Below are 25,426 nucleotides of genomic sequence, written 5' to 3'. Positions count from 1 at the left end.
CAATCGACCCGCTGCAATCGACAAGGAGTGGCACCATGCTGGTAATGCGCCCTGCGCAAATGGCTGACCTGGCCGAGGTTCAGCGCCTGGCTGCCGACAGCCCCATCGGTGTCACTTCGCTGCCCGACGATGCAGGCCGGTTGAGTGACAAGATCGCCAAGTCCGAGGCGTCCTTTGCCGCCGAAGTCAGCTTCAACGGTGAGGAAAGCTATTTCTTCGTTCTTGAAGACCTGGGCACCCAGCGCCTGGTCGGCTGTTCGGCGATCGTCGCTTCCGCCGGCTACTCCGAACCCTTCTACAGCTTTCGCAACGAGACCTTCGTGCACGCCTCGCGCGAGCTGAAGATCCACAACAAGATTCACGTGCTTTCGCAGTGTCATGACCTGACCGGCAACAGCCTGTTGACCAGCTTCTACGTGGTGCCCGAACTGGTCGGCAGTATCTGGGCCGAGCTCAACTCGCGGGCACGCCTGCTGTTCATGGCCAACCACCCGGAGCGCTTTGCCGATTCGGTGGTGACCGAGATTGTCGGCTACAGCGACGAACACGGCGACTCACCTTTCTGGGACGCGATCGGACGCAACTTCTTCGATCTCAACTATGCCGAGGCCGAACGCCTGTGCGGCATCAAGAGCCGGACGTTTCTCGCCGAACTGATGCCGCACTACCCGATCTACGTGCCCTTGCTGCCCGACCAGGCGCAAGAGGCCATGGGCCAGGTACACCCGCGTGCGCAGGTGACGTTCGACATTCTGATGCGCGAAGGCTTCGAAACCGATCACTACATCGACATCTTCGACGGAGGGCCCACCCTGCATGCCCGGGTATCGGGCATTCGCTCGATCGCCCACAGCCGCGTGGTGCCGGTCAAGCTTGTCGCGGCGTCGGACGAGCGCGGCGGCCCTGGCCGTCCCTACCTGGTTTCCAACGGTCTGCTGCAGGATTACCGCGCGGTGCTGCTGGAGCTCGACTGGGTGCCCGGCAAGCCGGTCGGGCTGGACCTGGCCACCGCCGAGGCGCTGGGTGTGGGCGAGGGCGCCAGCGTGCGTCTGGTTGCAGTTTGATACCTGGTTGAACAGGCCGAGTTCTGCAGGTACCACGCGGTGCCTGCTCGAGGAGAAAGCATGATCGTTCGTCCCGTACGCAGCAGTGACCTGCCGGCGCTGATCGAGTTGGCCCGCAGCACCGGCCCCGGCCTGACCACCTTGCCAGCCAACGAAGAACGGTTGGCGCACCGGGTCGGCTGGGCCGAGAAGACCTTTCGCGGCGAAGCCGGGCGCGGCGATGCCGATTACCTGTTCGTGCTCGAAGACGATGACGGCACGGTCGTGGGCATTTCAGCCATTGCCGGTGCCGTGGGCCAGCGCGAGCCCTGGTACAACTACCGGGTGGGCCTGACCGTGAGCGCCTCGCAGGAGCTGAACATCTATCGCGAGATTCCCACGCTGTTCCTCGCCAACGACCTGACCGGCAATTCGGAACTGTGCTCGCTGTTCCTGCGCGAAGGTCACCGCAAGGGCCTGAACGGGCGCTTGCTGGCCAAGGCGCGGCTGCTGTTCATCGCTCAGTTTCCGCACCTGTTCGGGCGCAAGGTGATCGCCGAGATGCGCGGCATTTCCGATGCCGACGGCCGCTCGCCGTTCTGGGAAAGCCTGGGCCGGCATTTCTTCAAGATGGAATTCAGCCAGGCCGATTACCTGACCGGCGTCGGCAACCGCGCCTTCATCGCTGAATTGATGCCCAAGTTCCCGCTCTACAGCTGCTTCCTGTCACCGGCTGCGCGCGAGGTCATCGGCAAGGTCCACCCCGACACCGAGCCCGCCCTGGCCATGCTCAAGGCCGAAGGCTTCAGCTACCAGGGCTACGTCGACATCTTCGACGCCGGGCCGGCGGTGGAATGCGAGACCAGCAAGATTCGCGCGGTCCACGACAGCAAGAGTCTGGTTCTGGCAATCGGCACCCCCGGCGACGATGCCCCACCGTTTCTGATCTACAACCGCGAACGCGAAGAGTGCCGCATCACGGCGGCGCCGGCGCGCTTCGCTTCCGGCACGCTGGTGGTCGATCCCCTGACCGCACGCCGCCTGCAGCTGAGCGCGGGTGACCAGGTGCGCGCGGTACCCATGACTCCGCCCGTTCGGGAGGTGCTTTGATGAATACTTTGTTTATCGACGGCCAATGGCTGCCTGGTGAAGGCGAGTTGCTGACGTCGCTCAATCCAGTGGGCCAGGCTGTGGTCTGGCAGGGGCGCAGTGCCAGTGCCGACCAGGTGGCCCTGGCCGTTCAGGCCGCGCGGCATGCCTTCGTCGGCTGGGCGAGCCAGCCGTTGTCGGCGCGCATTGCCGTATTGCAGGCGTTCGCCGAGCGACTGAAGGCCTGTACCGATGAGCTGGCGCAGTGCATCGGCGAGGAAACCGGAAAGCCCTTGTGGGAAGCGGCCACGGAAGTGACCAGCATGGTCAACAAGGTGGCGATTTCGATCCAGAGCCATGCCGAACGCACCGGCGAGAAGAGCGCGCCGCTGGCCGACGCCACGGCGGCCCTGCGGCACAAACCCCATGGCGTGGTAGCGGTGTTCGGTCCCTACAACTTTCCCGGGCACCTACCCAACGGCCATATCGTGCCAGCATTGCTGGCAGGCAACTGCGTGCTGTTCAAGCCCAGCGAGCTGACGCCCAAGGTGGCTGAACTGACCACGCGCTGCTGGGCCGAAGCCGGGTTGCCGGCCGGCGTGCTCAACCTGCTGCAGGGCGGCCGCGACACTGGCATGGCGCTGGCCGCCAATGCCGGGCTCGACGGGTTGTTCTTCACCGGTTCCAGCGCTACTGGCAACCTGCTGCACCAGCAATACGGCGGCCAGCCGGGCAAGATCCTGGCGCTGGAGATGGGCGGCAACAACCCCCTGGTGGTCGAGCAGGTGCAGGACCTGGATGCTGCGGTCTATACCATCATTCAGTCAGCGTTCATTTCTGCCGGTCAACGCTGCACCTGCGCGCGGCGCCTGCTGGTACCCGTCGGCGAGTGGGGGGACCGGCTGCTCGAGCGTCTGGTGCAGGTGTGTGCCACCCTCGAGGTCGGCGAATACGACCGCACCCCAGCGCCTTTCATGGGCTCGGTGATCTCCCTGCCTGCGGCGCAGGCGCTGCTCCAGGCCCAGCAACAGCTGCTGGACAACGGTGCCGTCAGCCTGTTGAGCATGACCCAGCCCAGGGCGGATGCTGCCTTGCTCACGCCGGGCATTCTCGACGTCACCGGCGCCCACGGGCGTCGCGACGAGGAGCTGTTCGGCCCATTGCTGCAAGTGGTGCGCTACGTCGACTTCGACGCGGCCATCGCCGAGGCCAATGCCACTCAGTACGGCCTGGCTGCCGGACTGCTGTCGGACTCGGAGGCGCGTTACCGCGAATTCTGGTTGCGCAGCCGAGCCGGCATCGTCAACTGGAACAAGCAACTGACCGGCGCTGCCAGCAGTGCACCGTTCGGCGGCGTCGGCGCGTCCGGCAACCACCGCGCCAGTGCCTACTACGCCGCCGACTATTGCGCCTACCCGGTGGCCTCGCTGGAAACCCCCACACTCGGTTTGCCCGCGACCCTGAGTCCGGGCATCACGCTGTAGGCGGTCGTTGCACCCTTGCGTACAAGAACAGATCCACGGAGCCGAACCGATGAAACCCTGTGAAGTGAATTTCGATGGCCTGGTGGGGCCTACCCACAACTACGGTGGGTTGTCCTACGGCAACGTGGCGTCGCAGAGCAACAGTCAGCAAGGCTCGAATCCGCGCGAAGCGGCGCGTCAGGGCCTGGCCAAGATGAAAGCGCTGATGGAACTGGGCTTCACCCAGGGCGTTCTGGCGCCGCAGGAGCGCCCGGACGTGGCAGCATTGCGCCGCCTGGGCTTCGCCGGCAGCGATGCCGAGGTGATCGCCCAGGCCGCGCGTGATGCCATGCCGTTGCTGGTGGCCAGCTGTTCGGCCTCGAGCATGTGGGTGGCCAACGCTGCCACTGTCAGCCCCAGCGCCGACACGGCCGATGGGCGCGTGCATTTCACCGCGGCCAACCTCAACTGCAAGTTCCACCGCAGCATCGAACACCCCACCACCAGCCGGGTACTGCAGGCGATGTTTGCCGACGCCTCGCACTTCGCCCACCATGAAGCACTGCCTGCCGTCGCCCAGTTCGGCGACGAGGGCGCCGCCAACCATACCCGGCTGTGCCGGGACTATGGCGAGGCTGGCGTGCAGTTTTTCGTCTACGGCCGCAGCGCCTTCGACGCACGAGTGCCCGCGCCGCAGAAATATCCGGCGCGCCAGACTTTGGAAGCGTCCCAGGCGGTGGCTCGGCTGCATGGGTTGAGCGAGCAGGGCGTGGTTTTTGCCCAGCAGAATCCGGCGGTCATCGACCAGGGGGTGTTCCATAACGACGTGATCGCGGTCGGCAACGGCGAGCTGTTGTTCCATCATCAGGACGCCTTCCTCGACAGCGACCGCGTGCTGGCCGAACTGCAAACCAAGCTCGCCGCGCGCGGTGGTCGGCTGCAGGCGATCAGCGTGCCGCGCGCCGACGTTTCCGTGGACGACGCCGTGCGCACCTACCTGTTCAACAGCCAGTTGCTCACCCGCGCCGATGGCAGCATGCTGCTGGTGGTCCCGGAAGAGTGCCGCGCCAACCCGCGGGTCTGGAGCTACCTGGAGCAGCTGACCGGGCAGGGCACAGGCATTGCCGAGGTCAAGGTATTCGACCTCAAGCAAAGCATGCGCAACGGCGGCGGCCCGGCATGTCTGCGCCTGCGCGTGGCGCTCAAGGCCGAGGAGCTGGCGGCGGTCAACCCAGGCGTGATCCTGACGCCCGCGCTGCACGACACCCTGAACGATTGGGTCGAACGTCACTATCGCGACCGTCTGGTCGAAGCCGATATGGCCGACCCGCAACTGCTGATCGAATGCCGCGAGGCATTGGACGAGCTGACCCGGATCCTCCGGTTGGGTTCGGTCTATCCTTTCCAGCTCTGATTCAACGAGCTTTGATTTTTTCCAACTCTAAACAGCATCGAGGTACACCTATGTCCGACGCCCTGCGCTTGATTCTCGAAGACACCGACGGCACCCAGCTGGAAACCTCCTGCACGCGCTTCTGCGTGGTCTGGCAGGGCAAGGAAGTCTGGATCCAGCATGACGGCCGTGGCCAGTTGCTGATCGGTGTGGACGTCGAGGAAGGCGACGCCGAATACGCCAACCTGTTGCTGCGCCCGCTGGCGACCAACCTGGTCAGCCTGCAGCTGGAAATGGAGCCGGCCGACGCCGCTGCCGAGGACGAAGACGGCCACGTTCACGGTCCCGACTGCAACCACTAAAACCTCATCTTTCAGGGACGCCGCCCCATGCTCGCTCTTGGCAAACTGCTCGAACTGACCTTGGCCGGCCATGAGCCGACGCAGAAGATCCAGCTGACCACCGGCGGCGTCTGCCTGCGCTGGCTGGGAGAAGGCGCCCTGGAGGTGCGGCCACCTGCCGCCACCGACAGCGGCCTCGACCTGCTGCTGTCGGCCGGTGTGCACGGCAATGAAACCGCGCCCATCGAGCTGCTCGACAGCCTGCTGCAGGCCATCGCCCGGGGCCAGCTGATTCCTCGCGCGCGCATTCTGTTCCTGTTCGGCAACCCCGAAGCCATGCGCCGGGGTGCGCGCTACATCGAGCGCGACGTCAACCGGCTGTTCAACGGCCGGCATGCCGCTGCCAGTGGCAATGAAGCCTTGCGCGCCTGCGAACTGGAACGCCTGGCCACGACTTTCTTCAGCCTGCCGCAACGCACGCGCCTGCATTACGACCTGCACACGGCCATTCGTGGCTCACGGATCGAGCAGTTCGCGCTGTACCCCTGGAAGCAGGGGCGCGAGCACTCCCGCAAAGAGCTGGTACGCCTGCAGGCGGCAGGCATGCGCGCGGTGTTGCTGCAGAACAAGTCCTCCATCACGTTCAGCGCGTTCACCTACGAGCAGCTGGACGCCGAGGCGTTCACTCTGGAACTGGGCAAGGCGAGGCCGTTCGGGCAGAACGCCGAGGTCGATCTGACGCGTCTGGACGCCAGCCTGCGCGAGCTGATCGAAGGCCGCGAGGCGGACCTCGATCAACCGCTGGTGCAGCTGGAGCTGTTTTCAGTGTCGCGCGAGGTCATCAAGCACACGGACGCTTTCCGCCTGCACCTGGATGACGACATCGAGAATTTCACCGAGCTGGCGCCAGGCTATCTGCTGGCCGAAGACGGCGCCGGGCAGCGCTGGGTGGTAGAAGAGCAGGGCGCACGGATCATCTTCCCCAACCCCAAGGTTGCCAATGGCCTGCGCGCCGGCATTCTCATCGTGCCGACTCCGCAGGCCTGAGGCTCAGGCGCTTTTCTGCTGCTGCTGCAGGCGACGCAGGGCGCGTACTTTCTGCACGGTATCGGCCACGGTGCGTGCAGCTTCCGCGCCTTTGTGCAGGAAGTGATTGAAGAAGTAGGTGTGGTGCTGTTCGCCGTCATGGAAGTGATGCGGGGTCAGTACCACCGAGAATACCGGCACTTCGGTTTCCAGCTGAACCTGCATCAGCGCGCTGACCACCGTCTGGGCGACGAATTCGTGACGGTAGATACCGCCGTCTACCACCAGGGCAGCGCCGACCACGGCGGCATAGCGCCCGCTCTTGGCCAGCAGCTTGGCGTGCAGCGGAATTTCGAAGGCGCCGCCGACCTCGTAGAAATCGATGTCGGCTTCCTGATAGCCCAGCACGCGCATTTCCTCGACGAAGCCTTTGCGGCTCTGATCGACAATATCCTTGTGCCAGCAAGCCTGGACGAAAGCGATCCGTTCGTGGGTGTGGCTTTTGCTGTCAATTGCAGTGGGTTGCATCTGTTCACTCCTGTTCAAGAAAAAAACAGGGCATGTGGATCGAAGGGGATCTATGGGTACATGCGCATGGCACGGCCCTGCGTTGGCCTTTTGAAGGTGTCGCAATCCCGTTCTCTCTTCATCCGGACTATGACCGTCGGCCCCGGGATCACACCGGGTCTGCTGACCTTGCAGGCCGTTGCCGGCTTGCAAGCGCTCGCGGGCTCGGCGCATTGCGCGCCATTACCGCCGGTGGGGAGTTGCACCCCGCCCTGAGAACGTTTGCCACCCCAGTGGGTGGCGCAACTTTTGTAACATATTTGCGGGCGAGCTGAACAGCGCGCGAGCAAATGTTTCGACAAGGCTTGATTCATGGCCCTGCAATCCGCAGTAATAGAAGCTGACACGAACCCGAGGCCATCATGTCCATCATCGACCTGCGCAGCGATACCGTTACCCAGCCTACTCCCGCCATGCTGGCGGCCATGCACGCGGCGCCCACCGGCGATGATGTCTATGGCGAAGACCCGACCGTCAACCGACTCGAAGCCGAACTGGCAAAACGCCTGGGGTTCGCTGCGGGGCTGTTCGTGCCCAGTGGCACCATGAGCAACCTGCTCGGCCTGATGGCGCACTGCGAGCGTGGCGAGGAATACATCGTCGGCCAGCAGGCCCATACCTACAAGTACGAGGGCGGCGGTGCCGCCGTGCTGGGTTCGATCCAGCCACAACCGCTGGAGTTCCAGGCCGACGGCACGCTGGACCTGGATCAGGTCAGGGCGGCGATCAAGCCCGATGATTTCCACTTTGCCCGGACCCGACTGCTGGCGTTGGAAAACACCGTGCAAGGCAAGGTGCTGCCGTTGAGTTACCTGGCCCAGGCCCGCGACTTCACTCGCGAGCATGGGCTGCAACTGCACCTCGATGGCGCCCGGCTATACAACGCGGCGGTCAAGCTGGGTGTCCCGGCTGGTGAAATCACCCAGTACTTCGATTCGGTCTCGGTGTGCCTGTCCAAGGGGCTCGGCGCGCCGGTCGGTTCGGTGCTGTGCGGCAGCCTGGACTACATCGCCAGGGCACGACGATTGCGCAAGATGGTCGGCGGCGGCATGCGCCAGGCCGGAATCCTCGCCGCCGCCGGCCTGTACGCGCTGGATCATCAGGTGCAGCGCCTGGCCGAGGATCACGCCCACGCCGCGCGTCTGGCCGAGGGTCTGCTGGCGCTGGGTTACACCGTCGAGGCAGTGCAGACCAACATGGTCTATGTACACCTGGATAGCCGCGCCGGCGCGTTCAAGGACTTCGCGGCCACCCGCGGTGTCACCGTGAGTGCCGCGCCACGCCTGCGCATGGTCACCCATCTGGACGTGGATGCGGCGCAGATCGAGCAGGTCATCGACGTATTCGCCGATTTCGCCCGCACCTGAGCGTCCTGCTGTCCAATTGAGTGGGCCAATCGTATAAACACGCTGTACCCCGGCCGCAGGGCCTATATAATGCGGCCCTTTGCCGTCGCACCGCCTGCCGGGCGTGCGCACTGGCCTCTGGCCGCAGCCTGTCGTGGAAGAACCTATGAAAAGCGCAGAAATCCGTGAAGCCTTCCTTCGCTTCTTCGAGGAGCAAGGCCATACCCGAGTCGCCTCCAGCTCCCTGATCCCGGGCAACGACCCGACCCTGCTGTTCACCAACGCGGGGATGAACCAGTTCAAGGACTGCTTCCTGGGCCAGGAAAAGCGGGCCTACACCCGTGCCGTAAGCAGCCAGAAGTGCGTGCGTGCCGGTGGCAAGCACAACGACCTGGAAAACGTCGGCTACACCGCCCGCCACCACACCTTTTTCGAGATGCTCGGCAACTTCAGCTTCGGCGACTATTTCAAGCGCGACGCGATCACCTACGCCTGGACCTTCCTGACCTCCGAGCTGTGGCTGAACCTGCCCAAGGAAAAACTCTGGGTCACGGTCTACGCCAGCGATGACGAAGCCTACGATATCTGGACCAAAGAGATCGGCGTGCCGGCCGAGCGCATGGTCCGCATCGGCGACAACAAGGGCGCGCCCTATGCGTCCGACAACTTCTGGACCATGGGCGACACCGGCCCGTGCGGCCCCTGCACCGAGATCTTCTACGATCACGGTGCCGACATCTGGGGTGGCCCACCCGGCTCGCCCGAGGAAGACGGCGACCGCTACATCGAGATCTGGAACAACGTGTTCATGCAGTTCAACCGCACCGCCGACGGGGTGTTGCATCCCTTGCCGGCGCCCTCGGTGGACACCGGCATGGGCCTGGAACGGGTCAGCGCGGTGCTGCAGCATGTCAATTCCAACTATGAAATCGACCTGTTCCAGAGCCTGCTCGACGCATCGGCCAGCGCCATCGGTTGTGCCAACCAGGCCCAGGCGTCACTCAAGGTCGTGGCCGACCACATCCGCTCCTGCGGCTTCCTGATCGCCGACGGCGTACTGCCGTCCAACGAAGGCCGTGGCTACGTGCTGCGCCGCATCATTCGCCGCGCCTGCCGTCACGGCAACAAGCTGGGTGCCCAGGGCAGCTTCTTCTACCAGATCGTCGCTGCGCTGGTCGCCGAGATGGGCGATGCCTTCCCCGAACTCAAGGGCCAGCAGGCGCACATCGAACGCGTGCTCAAGGCCGAGGAAGAGCAGTTCGCCAAGACGTTGGAGCAGGGCCTGAAGATCCTCGAGCAGGATCTGGCCGAGCTCAAGGGCAGCGTCGTTCCAGGTGATGTGGTGTTCAAGCTGTACGACACCTACGGCTTCCCGATGGACCTGACCGGCGATATCGCCCGCGAGCGCGAGCTCACCCTGGACGAAGCCGGCTTCGAGCGCGAGATGAACGCCCAGCGCGAACGCGCCCGTTCCGCCAGCTCGTTCGGCATGGACTACAACAGCCTGATCAAGGTCGACGTTCCGACCGTGTTCCTGGGTTACGACGCCACCCACGGCAACGGCAAGGTGGTTGCGCTGTACAAGGACGGTGCCGCCGTCGACGTGCTCAGGGAAGGCGAGGAGGGCGTGGTGATCCTCGACCAGACTCCGTTCTACGGCGAGTCCGGTGGCCAGGTCGGTGACCGTGGCTACCTGCTGGCCGGCGGTTCGCGCTTCGATGTGCGCGACACCACCAAGACCAGCGGCGCCTTCCTGCACCATGGCGTGGCCGTATTGAGCGATCTGGCGGTCGGTGCCGAGGTCAGTGCCGTGGTCGACCAGACCCTGCAACAGGCCACCGGCCTGAACCACTCCGCCACCCACTTGCTGCACGCCGCCCTGCGCCAGGTGCTGGGCGATCACGTACAGCAGAAAGGCTCGCTGGTCGACAGTCAGCGTCTGCGCTTCGATTTCAGCCACTTCGAGTCGATCAAGTCCGAACAGATCAAGGCCCTGGAAGACATCGTCAACGCCGAGATTCGCAAGAACACCCCGGTGCAGACCGAAGAGATGCCGATCGACGAGGCGCGCAAGAAGGGCGCCATGGCCCTGTTCGGCGAGAAGTACGGCGACACCGTGCGCGTGCTGACCATGGGTGGCGACTTCTCGGTGGAGCTGTGCGGGGGCATCCATGCCAAGCGCACCGGTGACATCGGCCTGCTGAAAATCACCAGCGAAGGTGGCGTCGCCTCGGGCGTGCGCCGCATCGAAGCGGTGACCGGCGCGACCGCCTTGAACTACCTGAACCAGGCCGAAGAGCAGCTCAAGGAAGCCGCGCAACTGGTCAAGGGCAGCCGCGACAACCTCATCGACAAGCTGGCGGCCGTGATCGAACGCAACCGCGCCCTGGAAAAGCAGCTGGAACAGTTGCAGGCCAAGGCCGCCAGCGCCGCTGGCGACGACCTTTCTTCCTCGGCGGTCGAGGTCAAGGGCGTGAAGGTGCTGGCCGCGCGCATCGACGGTCAGGACGGCAAGGCGCTGCTGGCGCTGGTCGACCAGTTGAAGAACAAGCTGGGCCAGGCCGTCATCCTGCTCGGCGGCGTGCACGACGACAAGGTCGTGCTGGTGTCCGGGGTGACCAAGGAGCTGACGGCCCGGCTCAAGGCCGGCGATCTGATGAAACAGGCCGCGACGGCCGTCGGTGGCAAGGGCGGTGGTCGCCCGGACATGGCTCAGGGTGGCGGCATCGATGCCAGCGCCCTGGACGCTGCGCTGGCCCTGGCCGTGCCTTTCGTCGAACACGCGATCTGATTCAACCCTCGCAGGGCTCGTGCTGTGCACGGCGAGCCCGGTGTTGTATTTAATGGGCGCCCTTCACGGGCTGAGGCGGCTTTGAAATGGCTTTGATCGTACAGAAATTTGGCGGCACCTCGGTTGGCACTGTCGAACGTATCGAACAGGTTGCCGACAAGGTGAAGAAATTCCACGATGCCGGCGATGACCTGGTGGTCGTGCTTTCGGCCATGAGTGGCGAGACCAATCGCCTGATTTCGCTGGCCAAGCAGATCAGCGACCAGCCGGTACCTCGCGAACTGGACGTGATCGTCTCGACCGGCGAGCAGGTGACCATCGCGCTGTTGGCCATGGCGCTGATCAAGCGCGGCGTGGATGCGGTGTCATACACCGGCAACCAGGTGCGCATTCTGACCGACAGCGCGCACAACAAGGCGCGCATCCTGCAGATCGACGACCAGAAGATCCGTGCCGACCTCAAGGCCGGCCGGGTGGTAGTGGTGGCAGGTTTTCAGGGGGTCGACGAAAGCGGCAACATCACCACCCTGGGTCGTGGTGGTTCGGACACCACCGGCGTCGCCCTGGCGGCCGCGCTGAAGGCCGACGAGTGCCAGATCTACACCGACGTCGATGGTGTCTACACCACCGACCCTCGCGTGGTTGCCCAGGCCCGGCGCCTGGACAAGATCACCTTCGAGGAAATGCTCGAAATGGCCAGCCTCGGTTCCAAGGTGCTGCAGATCCGCGCGGTGGAATTCGCCGGCAAGTACAACGTCCCGCTGCGCGTCCTGCACAGCTTCCAGGAGGGTCCGGGTACCCTCATTACCATTGATGAAGAGGAATCCATGGAACAGCCGATCATTTCCGGCATCGCCTTCAACCGCGATGAGGCCAAGCTGACCATCCGTGGCGTGCCAGACACCCCCGGCGTGGCCTTCAAGATCCTCGGCCCGATCAGCGCGGCCAACATCGAAGTCGACATGATCGTGCAGAATGTTTCTCACGATAACACCACCGACTTCACCTTCACCGTGCACCGCAACGACTATCAGGCGGCCCTGGCCGTGCTGGAACAGACCGCCAGCGAGATCGGTGCGCGGCAGGTGGTCGGCGATGCCAAGATCGCCAAGGTGTCGATCGTCGGTGTCGGCATGCGCTCGCACGCCGGCGTCGCCAGCCGCATGTTCGAAGCCCTGGCCAAGGAAAGCATCAATATCCAGATGATCTCCACTTCCGAGATCAAGGTCTCTGTGGTCATCGAGGAAAAGTACCTGGAGCTGGCCGTGCGCGCGCTGCATACGGCCTTCGAGCTCGATGCCGCCCGACAGGGTGAGTAACAGGCAGTGAGAGAAGGGCGCGGCTAACCGCGCCCTTCTTTGTTTTCGGGCTATGTCCATGGCTTTCCCACCATGGGTTCGTGCCCTTGTTTGCAGACTGTGTTGTCCCTGAAATGAAAGCGTAAGGAGAAAGGTATGCTGATTCTGACTCGCCGGTGCGCGGAAAGCCTGATCATTGGCGACGGCGAAATCACCATCACGGTGCTTGGAGTGAAAGGTGGCCAGGTACGAATCGGGGTGAATGCACCCAAGGAAGTGGCCGTCCACCGCGAAGAAATCTACCTGCGGATCAAGAAAGAGAAGGACGACGAACCAAGCCATTAATTTTTATCGTTTTTTATGTTTGCAAACGGGGAAGAAGGTGGTTAATATACGCCCCGTGTTGCGGAGAGCTGGCCGAGTGGCCGAAGGCGCTCCCCTGCTAAGGGAGTACACCTCAAAAGGGTGTCGGGGGTTCGAATCCCCCGTTCTCCGCCATTATTTGCGTAGTACGTTGAACCTGGTTTTTTTCGTAAGTTGTTGAAATTACTGAAAAAAGTGCTTTACAAAAGAATTCGACGGCCTATAATGCGCGGCAACAAATGCACTCGTAGCTCAGCTGGATAGAGTACTCGGCTACGAACCGAGCGGTCACAGGTTCGAATCCTGTCGAGTGCACCAATCAAGAAGTTGTTTTCAGCAATGTCTGCAGCTTCTGTTTCAACCAGTGGTAGCCTGGTCCAACAAAATACCACCTGCACTCGTAGCTCAGCTGGATAGAGTACTCGGCTACGAACCGAGCGGTCACAGGTTCGAATCCTGTCGAGTGCACCATACAAGTGAAAAGCCCGCATTTATTGCGGGCTTTTTGCTTTCCGCGTTTTGCGTTTTTTGGACGGTGGCGTCTGCTCCCCGGCCAGATACCTGGGCTTTCGCTTTTTCTTCGAACGGCTGGCTTTTTTCGTTGCCGACTGCGACGCCGCGGCTGGCGCAGCCAGGGGCGTGCGCGTTCCGTCTTCGACGATGGTCACCGACAGAGGGCGGGGCGCAGCCTTGCGCGCCATGGGTTTTCTTCCGGACGAGGGATTCAGCGCGCGCTGATAGGCCCAGGGCTGGGTTTCGGGGCAGTTCGAGTGGGTGAACGTGATGTGGCCCTGAGGGCCTTCGCAGCGTTGCACCACGGCAGCGTTGGCCGAGTGATGGGCCGCCAAGGCCAGCAGCAAAAGAGTGGAGGAGGGTATGCGCACCGGTGTTCGTCCTTGGTTGCGGTTCATGTCGTCCTGCAGCCTAGCCACGACTGTCGTTGCACGCATTGTGCTTTGTTTACCGAATGCGTCGTCCCACCCCCGTACTGCGCGAACATCGAGCGCCGCACGCAAGCAGTTGTTTCACTCAGTTTTTTTCACTATGAATCCGTACAAGTTGTGTATGATTGCGCCCGTCAGCCCCGCCGGGGCTTTGGAAAATTTCCATGGACTTACCCAGTAGTTACTCGCTGAAGCTGTATACCAATCAAGAATCGACTGATTGATTCTCCCGGCGTGCCCACTGCTGGGAGTGGAGTTCGCCTATGTCTGAAGTAGAAGCAAAGAAAACGCAAGAAAGCCTGCAGGATCGCCTGGCCCAGGTCGTCGACCTGTTGCAGCGCCAGCGTATCGTCGAAAGTCTGGCTCACCGCCAGGAAGGCCAGCACAACGAGCTGGTCGAGAATCTGGTTCACCGGCAGAACCTGGTCGAGTTGCAGCGCAAGCTCGATGATCTTCACTCCGCCGACGTCGCCTACATACTCGAAGCCTTGCCCCTGGAGGAACGTCTGACGGTCTGGCAGTTGGTCAAGGCCGAGCGTGATGGCGATATTCTTCTGGAAGTGTCCGACTCGGTGCGCGAGACGCTGCTCGCGGACATGGATGACCACGAGATTCTCGCTGCGGCCAAGGAAATGGACGCCGACGAGCTCGCCGACCTGGCCTCCGAACTGCCGCGCGACGTGGTTCACGAGCTCATGGAAACCCTCGACGCACAGCAGCGCGAGCGCGTGCGTTCGGCCCTCAGCTACGAGGACGAACAGGTCGGCGCGCTGATGGACTTCGAGATGGTCACCATCCGCGAAGACGTCAGCCTGGAAGTGGTGCTGCGCTACCTGCGCCGTCTCAAGGAGCTGCCGGGCCACACCGACAAACTGTTCGTGGTCGACTCCGACGGCATTCTCAAGGGCGTACTTCCGATCAAACGCCTGCTGGTCAACGACCCGGACAAGCAAGTGGCCGATATCATGGCCAGCGACACCGTGAGTTTCCATCCCGATGAAGACGGCTACGAAGCGGCGCAGGCGTTCGAGCGTTACGACCTGATCTCTGCGCCGGTGGTGGACAAGCACGGCAAGCTCATCGGCCGCTTGACCATCGACGTGATGGTCGACCTGATTCGTGAAGAAAGCGAAAGCGAAGCGCTGCGCACCGCCGGTCTGCGCGAGGAAGAGGATATCTTTGCCTCGGTATGGCGTTCGCTGCGCAACCGCTGGTCATGGCTGGCGATCAACCTGATCACGGCGTTCATGGCGTCGCGGGTGATCGGCCTGTTCGAGGGCTCGATCGAGAAGCTGGTGGCCCTGGCGGCGCTGATGCCGATCGTGGCCGGTATCGGCGGCAACTCTGGCAACCAGACCATTACCATGATCGTGCGGGCCATGGCCCTCGACCAGGTCAGCCATGGCAACGGCAACACCAAGCGGCTGATGCGCAAGGAGCTAGGCGTGGCGCTGGTCAACGGTGTGGTCTGGGGCGGTGTGATCGGGGTGGTGGCGTATCTGCTGTATGGCAGCTGGTCGCTGGGCGTAGTGATGACCGCGGCGATGACCCTGAACCTGCTGCTCGCCGCGTTCATGGGGGTGTCTATTCCGATGGCCCTGGCCAGGTTCGGGCGCGATCCGGCGATGGGCGCCAGCGTGATGATCACCGCTGTCACCGACAGTGGCGGCTTCTTCATCTTCCTTGGCCTGGCCACTGTGTTCCTGATGTAGCGAGCTGCAGCGACGTGCCTCGACAGCCGGTTTTCATTCGCCGGCGAGGGCGTCGCGCAGCGGTTCATGGCAGGCGGTTCACGCCTGCAATCCCCCGAAGAGTTTCACCGCCAGCGGCTTGCCGATGGGCCCGCGCCAGATGCGCTGTGCATCGCTGCCGTGGGCCTCTTGCCAGCGCAAGCCGAGCGTGCGTTGCTCGGGGCGCTTGATGTGCGCCTTGTCGAACTGCTCGAAGGCAGCCCGCTCCCGACGATAGTGAAAGTGCGCGTACCACAGGGGCACGGGCGGCTGGACGCCGATGTCGCGGATGACGTACTCCTGCAGGAAATCAGCCTCATCCCTCGCGCTCGCGATGTCGCGGCGCGTCCCCACCTGCACGATATCGACCTGGCGCTGTTCGACCAGATAGTCCAGATAACCCTCGGTCGGCGTTTGGCTGTTCATGGCCTGACGAATCCGCAATGCCCGGCCCTTGGCTCGGAGCTCTCTGGCGCGGGCGCGCAGGCGTTGAGCAAGTTCGTGCGCCGGCGCCTGCTGTTCGATCGCGTGGGCACGCAGTTCCAGCTGCCGGCCCTGATTGACCATGAGGTCTTCCAGATTCGCGGGCGCCTCCCCTGGCAGCGCATAACGCTGCACCCGCCGTTCATGGGCGGGGGTGGCGTCGAGCCAGGCCTGGCCCTCGGCGATCAGCGCGGGCAGGGGGCGCGATGGAGTATGCGCCGAACCGTCTGACGGGGCATCTTGCAGGCGCCACTGGCCCGCCACGCGCCGATAGGTTTCGAGCCTGCCGCCCGCACCGGTCAGGGTGAAAATCTGCTCGCCGTCTGCCGCCTGGCCAGCGTCACCGATGAAGAAATCATGTTCGTGGGTTTCGAACACTCGTCGCGTGGCGCGACTCGCGGGTTTCGCCCGCTGCGCCCCACTGCTCAGTTGCGGCATCGTCCGGTCGGCATGTTCGATCAAGCGATTCAGGGACTGGATCATGCCTTCGAACGGAGCAAGCTCGAAGCGATCCGGACGGTTGCGTACCCACGTGTTCAGCTGGTTGCGGTACTCCACGTAGATCTGCCGTGAACTGCGCAGCACATTCTGCCTTTCGCGCAGCCCGGCGGCGGTTTCCAGCAGCTGGAAATGGCTTTCCAGGCCATGGTGGAAGCGGTTTCTCATGGCCTGGGTGTCGAGCAGGTGGAACATCTGCGCAATATCGCTGGCGTTGGCGGTCTTGTGCGCCAGTTGGGTCAGGTTGGAGGCCCGGGCAATCTCCAGGTCGACCTCGGCCGTGCCCTCGAGCACCTCACGCAGGGGCGCGCGTTGGCTGCGCTGGGTCACGCGTTCGGCCCAGCTGCATGCCTGCTGCAGGCGCTGTTCCATGAGGCCGAATTGCTCGTCCAGGGCCAGGCGGCTGCGGCGCTGTTCGAGCATCTGCCGTTGTGGCAGATCGAACAGTTCGCCGGCAGGACGGGTTTGATTGAGGGTGTCGGTCAGTTCGGTGATCCAGCGCCTGGCCAGGTTCGCATGGTTGATCCTGCGCCCGGCAACGATATAGGCCACCTCGCTCTGGAACTGCCGGTTGCGCTTGAGAAAGTCGCGCGACACATAGCCCTCATGCTCTTGCAGCAGTCGGTACAGCGCCTCGCCCCGGGCGATGTCACTGGCGCAGGCGGCTTCGGCACTGGCCCGTTGGCGCGGGTCGGCCGCGTGTTCCATGATCAGCGCTTCGTTGCGGTTCAGTTGCTCGCGCAGCAGCTTGTTGTGGTGGTCGATGCTGCTGGACAGTTCGAAGTGGCGACGGTACTGGCGATCCACCAGCCAGCGTGGCAGGCGTTCGCGGATGGCGGCGGGCCAGAGCGGTTGCAGGCCATCCGCCGCGCGGTGGCCCAGGTAGCCGAGCACGCCACCGCCGCCGGCCAGACCGTGCTCCACCAGTGTGCCGTACAGCGCTCCGTGGGTTTGCCAGTGCCCGGTCGGGTCCAGTGCGATGGGCTGTCGGTAGGTCTTGCCCGTGGTGCCGTGCAGCCGCCAGGTCTGGGGGCTGGCGTGCAGCGTGACCTGGTAGGGCAGGCCGTCGCGCAGGATGAAATCGCCTTTGGCGTGGCGATAGATGCCCCGGTACAGGCCATGGCTGGCGGGCTGCAAGCCACTGAGGTCCAGCGGGAGGGTGTATTGGTAGCCGGCAAATGGGTTGGGCAGGCCGGTCGGGGCGTGCTGGGTCGGGCCGGGGGCGCCTGCACGCCGCGCCAGCATCGACCAGTGGCGATTGCGCGCGAGCATGCGGCCGCCACCAGGTACCGAAACGGCGCCCGGCAGGACGTCCATGGCCGCGTCGATCAGGGCGCAGAGCAAGGCCTCCAGCTGGTTGAGCGCTTCGCCGAGCTCGCCGCCACGCAGCGCCCCGACCGCTGCATTGGCGGCCGTCCAGGCGTCGAACAAGGCCACGGCAGTGCCTACGAACGGCAGCACGCCGATGGCCATTTTCAGGTAGTTGAAGACATTGTCATGGGCCAGCGCCGCTTGCTGCAGATACAAGGCGTCGTTGCTGCGCCCGCGTCGGCGCTGGGCTTCGACCAGCCGGCCCATGTGCGCGTCGAGCAGATGGCTGGCGAGCGAAGTCGTTGCCGGCCAGGGGCGACCGATGCCGATCAAGCGGTCGAAGCCGCGCAGGCCTGCCTGTTCGATCCGCGCCTTGTGGCTGGCGGCGTTGCCGACGATGGCCCGATCGGCCAGATAGTCGGCCATCTTGCCGTCGAACGTCAGGGCGAACAGGCGCAGACGCGCTTCTTCCAGGCTTGCGAACTCGCGCAGGCAGCGCTGGTCGGGGGCGTCGGGCAAGTACAGCAGGGTCTGGCCACCCTTGCGATCATGAATGAAGATGACCCCGGACAACGTGGTGGGGGAATCGTCGGTATCGCTGCCGCCGGCCATCAGCCGAGCCGGCAGCAGTTGCACGTCACGGCCACCTGCCTGATAGGCCAGAGCGCTGCCGGCGTCGGTGGCAAGCAATGCCAGGGCGATGCCGCTGCGGCTGATACTGCCTTGATGGCGCGCGTACTCGCTTTGCATGTGCAGCATCAGCCGCACCGGTTCGAGCAGGCACTCACGTTGATGGGCCAAGGCGTACGGGGCCTGGTCCGTGCGGCCGAGAAACGCTTGGCGGATCTTGTCTTCGCACGCTTGCGCCACATTCAGGTCGGTGATCGTTCGTCGCAGGTAGTTCAGGTCGATACCTGCCGCCACTCGCACGCATTGTTCGTTATCGGCACCGGTCACCTGCACGCGCATGAAGCCCAGGCGCTGCAACATGTCGGCATCGATATTGTGCTGCGCCAGACGGCCGAGCGGCCACGGTGTGCGCTTGGCATCGGGTGTGGGCACGCTGTGCTGGGGTGTGCCGGGCGCCCCGGAGCCGGCCACCGGGTGCCTGCGATGGACTACCCGGTCAGGGATATCGATCACCACCGCGACGTCCTCGGTCAGGTTGAAATCGCTGCGCAGTCGCTGCTGCAGCAGCGCGTCGGCGTACTGGTCCAGGTCCGGCAGATCACGTTCCAATTGACGATTCGACGCGCGTGCGGCGCCGATGTACTCGCTGATCAGCGACTTGAGGCGCAGCCGATCATCGGCCTCCAGGGTTTTCAGCCAAGTGGGCAGGCCGCTTTCCAGGCGGTCACTGAAACCCTCCTGGGTCAGTTGAACATAGGCCCGGTCCCGCGCGGCGTGAGTGGGTACCAGCAGTTGCTCGCAGGTGTGTGTGGTGAGTCGTTGCAAGGCTTCCAGGCGCTGCGCCGAGTGAGTCGCGGCGGGCAGCTTTTCGATGAGCTCGCTGGCCTGCGCCTCGCAGGCGTGCAATTGACCTTGCAGGCCGTAGTCGAAGATATCGCCCGCGACCGGGGACAGCTTCAAGGTGATGGCGTCTGCGCTGCTGTCCAGGCGCAACAACGAACGCTTGAGCTGGGCCAGCGATTGGAAGGCCTGCAGCCCGCCGCCCAGCCCCGGCCAGTACAGCATTACAAAGCCTGTGCCTTCCAGGGCCTGCGGGTGCATGAATGCCGTCACGCCGTGCAGTTCATGGACATGGGTGGTGGTGCCGCTGCCCGTCACGTTCGACATGGACAGGGTCAGGGCGCAGGCAATACCGGCCTCGGCACCGCGCTTGCTGGCTTGCGGATGCGACACCATGGCGCGCATCAGTTGTACCTGAGCCGTGGTCAACAGGCCCAGCGCCTGTTGCACGGCCACTTCGGCGCGCAGACCGTCCAGACGGGCCTGGTAAAGCGTCGAATAGTGCACGTTGGGCAAGTAGCGCAGACGATAGAGGTCCTCCAGCCTTGCAGACTGGAGCAACCCTGCCGCAGCCTGGGCTGCGCGCTGCTGGGTGCCGGTGAGGGTCGTCAGCAATGCTTTCAAGCGCACCCACCCGGGACTGTCTGCGCCCGCGCGAAGCTCATCGCCGAGCAGGTCCAGCATTGACTGGTGCTGGCGCTTGACCTCGGCCCATCGCTGGCTCTGGGGAATGTCCGGACTCAGACTGCCGAAGGCTGCAAAATCATCGCTCGGCTGCGCCGGTTCGGGTGCGTCGAACGAGGCCAGGCGGGCGAATGGCGGTTCGCTGGCCGACAGCATCGCGGCTTCGCCGGGGCTTGCGCTCGAGTTCCGTTCACGGGCGGCGAGGAAGGTGCGTGCCTCTTCCACATAGCGCCTGCCGCAGTCGTCCAGCCATTGCTCGCAGGCGCTGGCCAATTGTGCTGGCGGATAGCTCAGCTCGATCGCGGCATCGGTCTGCTCCGTTGCCCGAGTCCATATCTGCGAGCGGTGTTTCAGCAGATAGGTGTGCAACGCGGGCCGATCAGCGAATGCGATCAGCGCCGGATCGCCGCAGGGCAGATAGAGCAGCTGCGCCGCAGGCCCGTCGCCGACCTGGGTCAGCAGCAGTGCACCAGGCGCTTGCAGTCTCGCGCCCTCGGCCCTGTGCAGAGCAAGGGTGTGCACATGGATCGACGCTGTTGCGGCGGTGTTGGCGCCTTCCAGCAAGGTCAGCAGTGGCAGCAGTTGCGCGTGGCTCAACTGTCCGTGGTAGTAGGCCAGGCGTGCGGCTGCCTGCAGATGGTCGAGGAAGGCCTGCTCGGCTGCAGCGCGGCGCGAGATGGCAGTATGCGCAGCGCGGCCGTTCCAGTAGTCGAGCCAGCGCTGCTGCAGCGCCTGCTCCCGCGCAGGCGCCGCGTTGGGCGTCGAGCGGGCATCGCGGGCGCGCGGGGCGCTGCGCAAGAGTGCTTGCAAGCGTGCGCGCGCGCGTTCCCAAAGCAGGGAGCCTTCCTGCAACAGGTGGTCGTGGCGCATCGGATAGATGCGGTATGCGAGCGGGCGAGTAGTGAAGGTGTGATTGGCATCGCGCATGTAACCCGGTTCCTGAGGTCGAGGTGATGACCGGTGCGGTCATCGCGCTCGACATTACGAACCTTGCGCGCCAGGCCAGGGCGCTACTTAGATAGTCCATTGAGGGGATAGTCCACTGAGGGGATGGCCCGCTGAGGGCGTTTCCAGCAGCAGGCGATCAACGTACCGCGCTGACGCCGTCCAGGGTCGAAAACGAGGTGTCCTTGGCCGTGAGGAGAAAGTCGCGCATGTACGGAGCGTCGAGCATATCGGTACGCACGGCCGCGTACAGCGTGGCGAACAGGCCTTTGTCGCCCAGGCGCTTGGCCTTCACATAGCCCCGTGAACTGTACTCGTGCAACGCCCAGTGCGGCATGCCACACACGCCTCGGCCGCTGGCCACCAACTGCATCATCATCACCGTCAGTTCCGAGGTGCGCACTTGCGCCGGCTCGATATCGGCCGGCTCCAGGAAGCGGGTGAAGATGTCCAGTCGATCGCGCTCCACCGGGTAGGTGATGAGTGTTTCACTGGCCAGGTCTTCCGGCACGATGAAGGGCTTGCCCGCCAGCGCGTGCTGGTTGGCCACCGCCAGCATGGCTTCGTAGGTGAACAGCGGCACATAGGTAATGCCGGGCAGTTCCAGCGGGTCCGAGGTGACCACCAGGTCGAGGTCGCCGCGGGCCAGGGCTGGCAGTGGCGCGAAGGCGAAGCCGGAGGCCAGGTCCAGTTCCACTTCCGGCCAGGCATCGCGGAACTGGTCGATGGTCGGCATCAGCCATTGGAAGCAGCTGTGGCATTCGATGGCCATGTGCAGCCGACCCGCCGTGCCACCGGCCAGCCGGGCGATGTCGCGCTCGGCACCCCGTAGCAGTGGCAGCGTGGCATCGGCCAATTGCAGAAGGCGCAGCCCGGCGCTGGTGAAGCGAATCGGCTTGGTCTTGCGCACGAACAGCTGCAGGCCCAGGCGCTCTTCCAGCTCCTTGAATTGATGGGAGAGTGCCGATTGGGTCAGGTGCAGACGCTCGGCGGCTTCCACCAGGCTATCGGCCTCGCGCAGGGCGTGCAGGGTTTTCAGGTGACGGATTTCGAGCACCGGGGTCTCCATGAGCAGAACTTGTGATCAACACGAAAAGATTGAGTTTGTCTCATGTTGCCCAGGTTGTCGACAATGGCGCCATCATTTACAAGGAGCTGCACCCATGGCACTGGCCCACACCCTCGGCTTTCCTCGCATCGGCGCCGACCGCGAACTGAAGAAGGCGCTCGAAGCGTATTGGAAAGGCGACATCGACCAGGCAGGGCTGCGCCTTGCAGGGCGCGAGCTGCGTGCCCGTCACTGGCAGCTGCAGGCGCAGGCCGGTGTCGAGTTGCTGCCGGTGGGCGACTTTGCCTGGTATGACCAGATGCTCGCCCATTCGCTGGCCTTCGGCGCGGTGCCCAGTCGATTCGCCAAGGCCCTGGGCAGCGACGGCCGGCCCACGCTCGATACCCTGTTCGCCATGGCCCGCGGTGCCAACACCTGCTGCAACGGCGAAGCAGGCCAGGCGCAGCACGCACTGGAGCTGACCAAGTGGTTCGATACCAATTATCACTACCTGGTGCCCGAGTTCAGCGCCGACCAGCGCTTCCTGCTCAGCTGGGAGCAATTGTTCGAGGAAGTCGACGAGGCCATCGCCCTGGGGCACAAGGTCAAGCCGGTGCTGATCGGGCCGCTCACCTACCTGTGGCTGGGCAAGACCAAGGGCCAGCCCTTCGACAAGCTCGATCTGCTCGAACGACTGCTGCCGGTGTACGGTGAAATCCTCTCGCGCCTGGCCAGGCAGGGCGTCGAGTGGGTGCAGATCGACGAACCGATCTTGTGTCTGGATCTGCCCCAGGAATGGAAGAACGCGTTCGAGCGCGCTTATCACATCCTTCAGTATTCGCCGCTCAAGAAGCTCCTGGCGACCTACTTTGGCGGCCTCGACGATAACCTTGGCCTGGCGGTGGGCCTGCCGGTGGACGGCCTGCACGTCGACCTGGTGCGTGCACCCGAACAGCTGCCTGCCGTGCTCGACCGTCTGCCGACCTACAAGGTGCTGTCGCTCGGAGTGGTCAACGGTCGCAACGTCTGGCGCTGCGATCTGGCGCAGGCACTGGTGTCGCTGCACCAGGCCCGCGAGCGCTTTGGTGCCAACCTGTGGGTCGCAAGCTCGTGCTCGCTGCTGCACAGCCCGGTCGATGTGCGCCGCGAGGACCGGCTCGATGCCGAACTCAAGGGCTGGCTGGCCTTCGCCGTGCAGAAGTGCGAGGAGATCGCCGTACTTGGCCAGGCGCTGAACACGCCCGATGCTGCGCAGGTACGCCAGGCCCTGGCACAGAGCCAGGCGGTTCAGGCCAGCCGGCTGCAGTCGCCGCGCATTCACAAGCCTGCCGTGCAAGCGCGTCTGGCTGCGGTCACGGCCGCCGACTGTCGGCGGCCGTCGGCCTTCGCCGCGCGCATCGAAGTCCAGCGCGCGCAATTGCGCCTGCCGGCGTTTCCCACCACCACCATCGGTTCCTTCCCGCAAACCGCGTCGATTCGTCTGGCCCGCCAGGCCTACAAGGCCGGCAAGCTCTCGGCCAACGACTACACCGATGCCATGCATTGCGAGATTCGTCATGCGATCCAGGTCCAGGAGCGCCTGGGCCTGGATGTGCTGGTGCACGGCGAGGCCGAGCGCAACGACATGGTGGAATACTTCGCCGAGCAACTGGACGGCTATCTGCTGACGCAATTCGGTTGGGTGCAGAGCTATGGCTCGCGCTGCGTCAAGCCTGCGGTCATCTACGGCGACATCAGCCGCGACCACGCCATGACCGTGGACTGGATCACTTACGCCCAGCGGCAGACGGCCAAGTGGGTCAAGGGCATGCTGACCGGCCCGGTGACCTTGCTGGCATGGTCGTTCGCCCGCGAAGACCTGCCCCGGGAAGTCCAGGCTCGGCAGTTGGCCCTGGCGGTTCGCGACGAAGTGCAGGACCTGGAGCGCGCGGGGGTACGCATCATCCAGATCGACGAAGCGGCATTTCGCGAGGGCCTGCCGCTGCGCCGAGCGCAGTGGCCTGCCTATCTGGAGTGGGCCGTGCAGGCGTTCCGCCTGTGCTCCAGTGGCGTGGCCGATGCCACGCAGATTCATACGCACATGTGCTACAGCGAGTTCAACGACGTGATCCAGGCCATCGCGGCCATGGATGCCGATGTGATTACCATCGAGACGTCGCGCTCGGACATGGAGCTGCTGGAGGCGTTCGAGGCCTTCGACTATCCCAACGACATGGGTCCGGGGGTATACGACATCCATTCACCGCACGTGCCTGACACCGAGCAGATGCTGCGCCTGTTGACCTTGGCCGCGGCGCGGATCCCGGCCGAACGGCTGTGGGTCAACCCTGATTGCGGGTTGAAGACCCGTGCCTGGCCCGAAACCGAAGCGGCGCTGATCAACATGGTGGCGGCGGCGCGCCAGGCCCGTCAGCGGCTGGCCTGAGATCGGGCGGAAGACCGTATGGCGGAGTTCATCAAACGGTCACAGAACTGTGGCAGCGCGCTGCATGAAAAGTCATCAGACTTGCGCCTCAATGGGGTTCTGCGTTCTGGTGTAAGTCATGCGTCTATTGGTGTTCCTGGCCGCGCTGCTGTGCGGACAGTGGGTTTTTGCAGCTGCGCGCTGCGATGTCGATGTTCCGCTTCAACACGCTCCGCTGGCTCAGGTCAGCCTGGCCTATCAAAGTATCGGACGTGCGCAGGACCCTGCGCTGTTGCTGGTGATGGGGCTGGGTGGACAGTTGATCGATTGGCCCGACGAGGTGGTCAGCGCCCTCTGTGAGCAGGGCTTTCGAGTGATTCGCTTCGATAATCGCGATGTCGGCCTGTCTACCTGGTCACAGGCGCCGCCGTCGGCCAACCTCACATTCGAGGTGCTGCGCTACAAGCTGGGCTTGGCGGTGTCGGCCCCGTACAGCCTGACCGACATGGCCGACGACGCACTGGGGCTGATGGACGCCCTGCAGGTGCAGCGTTTCCACGTGCTGGGCGCCAGCATGGGTGGAATGATCGCTCAGCGTCTGGCCGATCGTGCGCCGCAGCGGGTGCAGAGCCTGACCTTGATCATGTCCAGCTCGGGTGCGCCGGGCCTGCCCGAGCCGCGCCCGGCGTTGCTGCAATTGCTGGCCAAGCGCAGCGCGCCGAACCGTGAACTGGCACTGGAGCAGCAGGCCGATTTGCTGGCGGCGCTGGGCAGCCCGCAGGTCGCCGACGACCGCGCCGAATTGCTGCATCAGGCACAGCTGTCATACGATCGGGCGTTCAATCCGCAAGGGGTGCAGCGGCAGATCCTGGCGATTCTTGCCGAGCCCAGCCGCGTGGCGCTGCTCAATCGCCTGCGGGTGCCGACACTGGTGGTGCACGGCACGGCCGATCCGTTGTTGCCGGTGATGCACGGGGTGCATCTGGCGGCGCATATCCAAGGCAGTCAGTTACGGCTCATACCGGGGTTGGCGCATCGTTTCCAGGAAGCCTTCAAGGCGCCGCTGCTGGGTGCGGTGCTGCCTTACCTGGCGCAGCAGCGCCAGCGCGAGGGGGTGTTGGCGGGGTTGTAGCTGACTGGGTGTCGGGGAGGGCCTCTTCGCGGGCAGAGCCCGCTCCCACAGCGGCTC

Annotated in this window: 17 protein-coding genes, 3 tRNA genes and 1 riboswitch; of the genes, 16 read left to right on the top strand and 4 right to left on the bottom strand. The window is 64.2% G+C overall.

The window, feature by feature from the left end:
- Positions 1 to 35: 35 nt before the first annotated feature.
- The 6 genes from aruF to astE are packed head-to-tail and all read left to right on the top strand — an operon-like array spanning position 36 to position 6,376.
- Positions 36 to 1,064: an arginine/ornithine succinyltransferase subunit alpha gene (aruF, locus tag IFT44_RS17625; RefSeq protein WP_122476377.1), complete on the top strand. Its 1,029-nt coding sequence runs from the start codon at positions 36 to 38 to the stop codon at positions 1,062 to 1,064.
- Positions 1,065 to 1,124: 60 nt separating this feature from the next.
- The gene (astA, locus tag IFT44_RS17620; RefSeq protein WP_122476375.1) at positions 1,125 to 2,153 is read left to right on the top strand and encodes an arginine N-succinyltransferase; all 1,029 of its coding nucleotides are present in this window, start codon (positions 1,125 to 1,127) and stop codon (positions 2,151 to 2,153) included.
- Positions 2,150 to 3,616 (top strand): succinylglutamate-semialdehyde dehydrogenase, encoded by a 1,467-nt coding sequence (gene astD, locus IFT44_RS17615; RefSeq protein WP_192176314.1) that lies wholly within the window; start codon positions 2,150 to 2,152, stop codon positions 3,614 to 3,616. The genes astA and astD overlap by 4 nt, the downstream gene beginning before the upstream one ends.
- A gap of 49 nt (positions 3,617 to 3,665) precedes the next feature.
- On the top strand, positions 3,666 to 5,009 hold the full coding sequence (astB, locus tag IFT44_RS17610; RefSeq protein WP_192176313.1) for an N-succinylarginine dihydrolase: 1,344 nt from the start codon (positions 3,666 to 3,668) through the stop codon (positions 5,007 to 5,009).
- A 50-nt stretch (positions 5,010 to 5,059) separates the two neighbouring features.
- Positions 5,060 to 5,350, top strand: coding sequence for a topoisomerase II (locus IFT44_RS17605; RefSeq protein WP_192138067.1), 291 nt, complete (start codon positions 5,060 to 5,062; stop codon positions 5,348 to 5,350).
- 27 nt (positions 5,351 to 5,377) lie between these two features.
- The gene (gene astE, locus IFT44_RS17600; protein WP_122476367.1) at positions 5,378 to 6,376 is read left to right on the top strand and encodes a succinylglutamate desuccinylase; all 999 of its coding nucleotides are present in this window, start codon (positions 5,378 to 5,380) and stop codon (positions 6,374 to 6,376) included.
- Between the two features lie 3 nt (positions 6,377 to 6,379).
- Here the strand turns inward: astE and IFT44_RS17595 are convergent, their stop codons facing one another.
- Positions 6,380 to 6,883 (bottom strand): 6,7-dimethyl-8-ribityllumazine synthase, encoded by a 504-nt coding sequence (locus IFT44_RS17595; RefSeq protein WP_122476365.1) that lies wholly within the window; start codon positions 6,881 to 6,883, stop codon positions 6,380 to 6,382.
- A gap of 105 nt (positions 6,884 to 6,988) precedes the next feature.
- Positions 6,989 to 7,146: riboswitch (FMN riboswitch) on the bottom strand.
- A 138-nt stretch (positions 7,147 to 7,284) separates the two neighbouring features.
- On the opposite strand from IFT44_RS17595, the gene ltaE reads away from it, so the two are divergent.
- The 7 genes from ltaE (at position 7,285) to IFT44_RS17560 (ending at position 13,191) form a co-directional block, all read left to right on the top strand.
- Complete coding sequence (ltaE, locus tag IFT44_RS17590; protein WP_192176312.1) at positions 7,285 to 8,289, top strand: low-specificity L-threonine aldolase; 1,005 nt, start codon at positions 7,285 to 7,287, stop codon at positions 8,287 to 8,289.
- Between the two features lie 145 nt (positions 8,290 to 8,434).
- Positions 8,435 to 11,059 carry an alanine--tRNA ligase gene (gene alaS, locus IFT44_RS17585; protein ID WP_192176311.1) on the top strand — a complete coding sequence of 875 codons (2,625 nt, stop codon included), beginning with the start codon at positions 8,435 to 8,437 and terminating at the stop codon, positions 11,057 to 11,059.
- Between the two features lie 86 nt (positions 11,060 to 11,145).
- Entirely contained in the window at positions 11,146 to 12,378 is a 1,233-nt protein-coding gene (locus IFT44_RS17580; RefSeq protein WP_122476359.1) for an aspartate kinase, read from the top strand.
- Between the two features lie 135 nt (positions 12,379 to 12,513).
- Positions 12,514 to 12,702 (top strand): carbon storage regulator CsrA, encoded by a 189-nt coding sequence (csrA, locus tag IFT44_RS17575; RefSeq protein ID WP_122476357.1) that lies wholly within the window; start codon positions 12,514 to 12,516, stop codon positions 12,700 to 12,702.
- 62 nt (positions 12,703 to 12,764) lie between these two features.
- Positions 12,765 to 12,855: transfer RNA gene (locus tag IFT44_RS17570), tRNA-Ser, on the top strand.
- Between the two features lie 106 nt (positions 12,856 to 12,961).
- Positions 12,962 to 13,038, top strand: a tRNA-Arg gene (locus tag IFT44_RS17565).
- A gap of 76 nt (positions 13,039 to 13,114) precedes the next feature.
- A tRNA-Arg gene (locus IFT44_RS17560) sits at positions 13,115 to 13,191 on the top strand.
- A gap of 20 nt (positions 13,192 to 13,211) precedes the next feature.
- Here the strand turns inward: IFT44_RS17560 and IFT44_RS17555 are convergent.
- Positions 13,212 to 13,631: a hypothetical protein gene (locus IFT44_RS17555; protein ID WP_192176310.1), complete on the bottom strand. Its 420-nt coding sequence runs from the start codon at positions 13,629 to 13,631 to the stop codon at positions 13,212 to 13,214.
- A 296-nt stretch (positions 13,632 to 13,927) separates the two neighbouring features.
- Here IFT44_RS17555 and mgtE point away from each other — a divergent pair, with 296 nt between their 5' ends.
- Positions 13,928 to 15,376, top strand: a complete 1,449-nt coding sequence (gene mgtE, locus IFT44_RS17550; RefSeq protein WP_122476355.1) for a magnesium transporter — start codon at positions 13,928 to 13,930, stop codon at positions 15,374 to 15,376.
- Between the two features lie 78 nt (positions 15,377 to 15,454).
- Here the strand turns inward: mgtE and IFT44_RS17545 are convergent, their stop codons facing one another.
- Positions 15,455 to 20,767 (bottom strand): dermonecrotic toxin domain-containing protein, encoded by a 5,313-nt coding sequence (locus IFT44_RS17545; protein ID WP_192176309.1) that lies wholly within the window; start codon positions 20,765 to 20,767, stop codon positions 15,455 to 15,457.
- 157 nt (positions 20,768 to 20,924) lie between these two features.
- On the bottom strand, positions 20,925 to 21,842 hold the full coding sequence (gene metR, locus IFT44_RS17540; protein WP_043193202.1) for a transcriptional regulator MetR: 918 nt from the start codon (positions 21,840 to 21,842) through the stop codon (positions 20,925 to 20,927).
- A gap of 106 nt (positions 21,843 to 21,948) precedes the next feature.
- Here metR and metE point away from each other — a divergent pair, with 106 nt between their 5' ends.
- Both metE and IFT44_RS17530 read left to right on the top strand, forming a co-directional pair.
- Positions 21,949 to 24,258, top strand: a complete 2,310-nt coding sequence (gene metE / locus IFT44_RS17535; protein WP_192176308.1) for a 5-methyltetrahydropteroyltriglutamate--homocysteine S-methyltransferase — start codon at positions 21,949 to 21,951, stop codon at positions 24,256 to 24,258.
- Between the two features lie 118 nt (positions 24,259 to 24,376).
- A complete protein-coding gene (locus IFT44_RS17530) occupies positions 24,377 to 25,369 on the top strand; it encodes an alpha/beta fold hydrolase (RefSeq protein ID WP_122476350.1) in 993 nt (330 codons plus the stop codon).
- Positions 25,370 to 25,426 lie beyond the last annotated feature (57 nt).

Source organism: Pseudomonas sp. CFBP 13710 (assembly GCF_014842235.1).
GTDB classification, from domain to species: domain Bacteria; phylum Pseudomonadota; class Gammaproteobacteria; order Pseudomonadales; family Pseudomonadaceae; genus Aquipseudomonas; species Aquipseudomonas baltica.
This window is presented reverse-complemented; position numbering and strand designations above follow the sequence as displayed.

Coding starts and splice junctions, on each gene's coding strand:
- IFT44_RS17545 (WP_192176309.1), bottom strand. CDS start 20,767: ATGCGCGATGCCAATCACACCTTCACTACTCGCCCGCTCGCATACCGC.
- astE (WP_122476367.1), top strand. CDS start 5,378: ATGCTCGCTCTTGGCAAACTGCTCGAACTGACCTTGGCCGGCCATGAG.
- IFT44_RS17555 (WP_192176310.1), bottom strand. CDS start 13,631: ATGAACCGCAACCAAGGACGAACACCGGTGCGCATACCCTCCTCCACT.
- IFT44_RS17595 (WP_122476365.1), bottom strand. CDS start 6,883: ATGCAACCCACTGCAATTGACAGCAAAAGCCACACCCACGAACGGATC.
- ltaE (WP_192176312.1), top strand. CDS start 7,285: ATGTCCATCATCGACCTGCGCAGCGATACCGTTACCCAGCCTACTCCC.
- alaS (WP_192176311.1), top strand. CDS start 8,435: ATGAAAAGCGCAGAAATCCGTGAAGCCTTCCTTCGCTTCTTCGAGGAG.
- astB (WP_192176313.1), top strand. CDS start 3,666: ATGAAACCCTGTGAAGTGAATTTCGATGGCCTGGTGGGGCCTACCCAC.
- csrA (WP_122476357.1), top strand. CDS start 12,514: ATGCTGATTCTGACTCGCCGGTGCGCGGAAAGCCTGATCATTGGCGAC.
- IFT44_RS17580 (WP_122476359.1), top strand. CDS start 11,146: ATGGCTTTGATCGTACAGAAATTTGGCGGCACCTCGGTTGGCACTGTC.
- astA (WP_122476375.1), top strand. CDS start 1,125: ATGATCGTTCGTCCCGTACGCAGCAGTGACCTGCCGGCGCTGATCGAG.
- IFT44_RS17605 (WP_192138067.1), top strand. CDS start 5,060: ATGTCCGACGCCCTGCGCTTGATTCTCGAAGACACCGACGGCACCCAG.
- mgtE (WP_122476355.1), top strand. CDS start 13,928: ATGTCTGAAGTAGAAGCAAAGAAAACGCAAGAAAGCCTGCAGGATCGC.
- aruF (WP_122476377.1), top strand. CDS start 36: ATGCTGGTAATGCGCCCTGCGCAAATGGCTGACCTGGCCGAGGTTCAG.
- IFT44_RS17530 (WP_122476350.1), top strand. CDS start 24,377: ATGCGTCTATTGGTGTTCCTGGCCGCGCTGCTGTGCGGACAGTGGGTT.
- metE (WP_192176308.1), top strand. CDS start 21,949: ATGGCACTGGCCCACACCCTCGGCTTTCCTCGCATCGGCGCCGACCGC.